The 4,931-nt window shown below is 72.0% G+C and carries 1 protein-coding gene; it reads right to left on the bottom strand.

Annotated features, from left to right (window positions below; all coding sequences use genetic code 11):
- The coding region (locus ACWCQM_RS40725; protein ID WP_450920104.1) for a type I polyketide synthase at positions 1-4,931 on the bottom strand (4,931 nt) is incomplete at both ends.

Here is a 4,931-nt window from a genome sequence, read left to right as displayed (position 1 = left end):
GTCTCGAGAGCGGGCGGGGCATCGACATCCGAAGTGGCGACGGCACCCTCGGTGAGCAGCACCAGCCGCGAACCGGCGAACCGCTCATCGGTGAGCCATTGCTGGACCGTGGTGAGCAGCCAGTGGGCCGTGGCACGCACCGCGTCCGGCAGCGTGTGCTCGCCGGTGAGGTCGGGCACCGGGCAGAGCACCTGCTCCGGTGCCATGGCGCCGCCGTCCAGAGCGGCCTGGAGCGCCGCCAGGTCCGCGTACTCGGTGACCGTTCCGGCCGCCGCGAGCGGAGTGGCACCCAGGGATGCCGTCACGATTCCCGTGGTCGGCGCGCCCTGCGGCACTGCGAGAGGCAGCGGCCTCCAGTCGATGCGACGGAGCGCGTCGGATCGGCCGCCGGAGCCGTCCAGCTGGGCGGCGGAGACCGGCAGCGACACGAGCGACTCGACGGTCACCACAGGGCGTCCGGAGGCGTCGGCCACCCGGAGCGCGGAGAGTTCGTCGCCGCGCAGCCGGCTCAGATGGACGCGCAGTTCGGTGGCGCCGGAGGCGTGCAGCGTGACGCCGTTCCAGGAGAACGGCAGCAGGGTGTCGCCGTCCGCCGCGCCCTGCTCGTCCAGCAGGTCGGCGTGCATCGCGGCGTCCAGCAGCGCGGGATGCAGGCCGAAGCGGCCGGCCTCGGTACCCGCGTCCTCGGGCAGCGCGACCTCGGCGTAGACGTCCTCGCCGTTGCGCCAGGCGGCTTTCAGCCCCTGGAAGACCGGACCGTAGCCGTAGCCGCGTCCGACGAGGCGTTCGTAGGCGCCCTCCACGGGGATCGGCTCGGCGCCGGGCGGCGGCCACTGCACCAGATCGAAGTCCGGGACAGCCGGCGAGGCAGTGAGCACCCCGGTGGCGTGCAAGGTCCACTCGTGTGGCGCCGCCCCCTCCGGACGGGAGTGGACGGTGACGGTACGGGTGCCCGCGACGTCGTCCGTGTCCGCGCCGGCGGCACTGCCCGTCGCGCCGACGGTGACGCGCAGGTCCGTGGCGCCGCGTCGCGGAATGATCAGCGGGGCCTGGAGGGTGAGCTCGTCGACACGGCCGTAGCCGATCTCGTCCCCGGCGCGCACGGCCAGTTCGACGAAGCCCGTGCCGGGCAGCAGGAGGCTTCCGAGCACCTCGTGATCGGCCAGCCACGCGTGCGTGCCGGCGGCGATCCGGCCGGTGAGGATCACACCGTCGGAGTCGGGCACGACCACCGCGGCACTGAGCAGCGGGTGGTTGACCGGCTCCAGTCCGGCGCCCCCGACGCCCGCAGCCGTGCTGACGGTGGCGTTCAGCCAGTAGCGCTTGCGCTGGAAGGCGTATGTGGGAAGGTCGACGACCCCCGAAGCCGGACCGTAAGCGGCGAACAGAGCGTCCCAGTCGAGTCCGGCGCCGTGGGCGGTGGCCCGGCCGAGGCCGAGCAGCAGCTCACGGGCCTCGGAGCGTTCACGGCGCACGAGCGAGGTGAAGACCGCGGCATCGCCTTCGGTATCGGCCAGGGCGTTCTGGGCCATGGCGGTGAGGACCGCGTCCGGGCCGACCTCCAGGAACACCGAGACCCCGGCAGCCGACAGGGCACGCACTCCGTCCGCGAACCGCACAGCCTCGCGGACATGACGCACCCAGTACTCAGCCGAACCCAGATCCTCCGAGGAGGCCACCTCACCAGTGACGTTGGAGACCACCGGAATACGAGCCTCACCGAACGACACACTCTCCGCGACGGTGCGGAACTCGGCCAGCATCGGTTCCATCAGCGGCGAGTGGAACGCATGCGAGACCCGCAGACGACTCGTCTTACGACCCTCGCCCTCGAACCGGGCCGCAACCTCCAGCACATCCGCCTCGGCACCGGAGATCACCACCGCTTCCGGACCGTTCACCGCAGCGACACTCACCGCATCCGACGTCAGATACGGAAGAACCTCGTCCTCGGAAGCACGGATGGCAACCATCGCACCACCAGCCGGCAGGGCCTGCATCAACCGCGCCCTGGCCGCAACCAGCCGCGCCGCATCAGCCAGCGACAGCACACCCGACACATGCGCGGCCGTCAGCTCACCCACCGAATGACCCGCCAGGAAGTCAGGCCGCACACCCCACGACTCCAGCAACCGGAACAACGCAGTCTCGAACGCGAACAACGCCGGCTGAGTGAACTCCGTCCGACCCAGAACCTCCGCGTCCTCACCCCACACCACATCCCGCAGCGGCGTAGACAGATGACCATCCAGCTCCGCGACCACCGCATCAAAAGCCTCAGCGAACACCGGGAAGGACGCGTGAAGTTCACGCCCCATCCCCACCCGCTGCGCACCCTGACCCGTGAACAAGAAAGCAGACTTGCCCGTACGCACAGCACCCACGGCAACACCACTCGTGCCACCCGCCGCGAGCACCCGAAGCCCCTCGGCCAGCTCGTCCTTGGTGCCGCCGACGACCACGGCTCGGTGGTCCAGGGCTGCGCGGCCGGTGGCGAGGGTGCGGCCGGCGGCGGCGAGTTCGTCGTCCCGGAGCGCGTCCAGGCGCCGCAGCAGGCCTTCCGCCTGGGCGCTGAGCGCCTGCGGGGTCGTTCCCGAGAGGGTCCAGGGCAGGACGGACGGAGCAGAGGCGGTCTTCGCGGCGGCGGCCGGAGCTGCGCTCAGCGGCGCCTGTTCGACGATCACGTGGGCATTGGTGCCGCTGATACCGAAGGAGGAGACGGCGGCCCGTCGGAGACGGCCTGTCGCGGGCCAGGCGCGCGACTCGGTCAGCAGCTCCACGGCGCCTTCCGACCAGTCCACTTCGTCGGACGGCCGGTCGACGTGGAGGGTCTTGGGCAGCTGGCCGTGGCGCATGGCCATGACCATCTTGATGATTCCGGCAACACCCGCGGCGGCCTGGGTGTGGCCCACGTTGGACTTGACGGAGCCCAGCCACAGCGGCTCGGCGTCATCCGGGCGCTCCTGCCCGTAGACGGCCAGGAGCGACTGGGCCTCGATCGGGTCGCCGAGCGTGGTGCCGGTGCCGTGACCGTCCACGGCGTCGATCTCGGACGGGGTGAGCCGGGCGTCGTGCAGGGCCCGCTGGATGACGCGCTGCTGGGAGGGGCCGTTGGGGGCCGTGAGTCCGTTGCTCGCACCGTCCTGGTTGACGGCCGAACCGCGCACGACCGCCAGCACCGGGTGCCCGTTGCGCCGGGCGTCCGAGAGCCTCTCCAGGAGCAGGAGGCCCGCGCCTTCGCCCCAGCCGGTGCCGTCCGCCGCGGCGGAGAAGGACTTGCAGCGGCCGTCGGATGCCAGCCCGCGCTGCCGGTTCATGTCGATGAAGGTGTCGGGGGTCGACATCACGGTGACGCCGCCGGCCAGCGCGAGGGAGCACTCGCCGCGGCGCAGTCCCTGGAGCGCCCAGTGCAGGGCGACGAGGGAGGAGGAGCAGGCGGTGTCCACGGTGACGGCCGGGCCTTCGAGGCCCAGGGCGTAGGCGACACGGCCGGACACGACACTCGCGAGGCCGCCGTTGCCGAGGTATCCGGCGACGTCCTCGGGGACGTCGGTGAGGCGGGTGCTCCAGTCGTGGTACATCACGCCGGCGAAGACGCCGGTGTCCGAGCCCCGGCGGCTGTGCGGGTCGATGCCCGCGCGCTCGAAGGCCTCCCAGGCCGTCTCCAGCAGCAGCCGCTGCTGGGGGTCCATGGCCTGGGCCTCACGAGGGCTGATGCCGAAGAACTCGGGGTCGAAGTCCGCGGCGTCGTAGAGGAAACCGCCCTCGCGGGTGGAGGACTTTCCGGATGTGCCGGGCTCGGGGTCGTAGAGGCCTTCGGTGTCCCAGCCGCGGTCGGAGGGGAAGAAGGAGACGCCGTCGCGGCCTTCGGAGACGAGGTTCCAGAGGTCTTCCGGTGAGGTGACTCCGCCGGGGAAGCGGCAGGCCATGCTGACGATGGCGATGGGCTCGTCCGCGGGGGTGCGGGGCGCGACCGGGGCCTTGGGTGCGGCGGTCTCGACGGCGAGCAGCTTGCTGCCGATGTGTTCGGCGAGACCGCGCGGTGTGGGGTAGTCGAAGATGAGCGTGGCAGGCAGGCGCAGGCCCGTGGCGGAGTTGAGGCGGTTACGGAGTTCGACGGCACCGAGGGAGTCGAAGCCGATGTCGCTGAACGCGCGCTGCGGGCTGATCGCTTCGGCGTCGTCATGGCGGAGTACGCCCGCGACGTGGGTGCGGACGAGGCCGAGTACGGCGTCGGCGCGGTCGGGGGCGGGAAGCGTCGCCAGGTGCTGGGCGAGGGTCTGCTCGACGGGGACGGCTCCCGGCCCGCTGTCGGCCGAGGTGCGGCGGGCGGGGGTGCGGACCAGGCCGCGGAGTACGGCGGGGAGGGAGTCCCCCCTGCGCTGGAGGGCCCTCGTGTCGATGCGTACGGGCACCACGGAGACGGCGTTGGTGTCGCTCACCGCGGTGTCGAGCAGCGCGAGGTTCTCCTCGGTGCTCAGGGGGGTGAGGCCGAGGTCGGCGATGCGCTGTACGGAGGCGTGGTCGAGGCCGGCGCCCATGCCGCGGTCGCCGGTCCACAGGCCCCAGTTGAGCGAGGTGGCGGGCAGTCCGGCGGCGCTCCGGTGGAGGGCGAGGGCGTCCAGGAAGACGTTGGCCGCCGCGTAGTTGCCCTGTCCAGCGGCGTCGAGGAACGCGGCGGTCGAGGAGAACAGCACGAACTGGCGGAGCGGCAGGTCCCGGGTCAGCTCGTGGAGGTACCAGGCGCCGTCGGCCTTGGGTCGCAGCACGGCGTCGATGCGTTCGGGGGTGAAGGACTCGGTGAGTCCGTCGTCGAGGAGTGCGGCGAGGTGGACGACGCCGGTGAGGGGGTGGTCCGTGTCGATGCCGGCGATCAGCGCGGCCAGGGCGTCCCTGTCCCCCGTGTCGCACGCGGCGACCGTGACGACAGC

The sequence above is a fragment of the Streptomyces sp. NPDC002125 genome (assembly GCF_053593715.1).
Note: the sequence above shows the minus strand (reverse complement) of the source record. Positions and strands in the feature narration are given on the sequence as shown.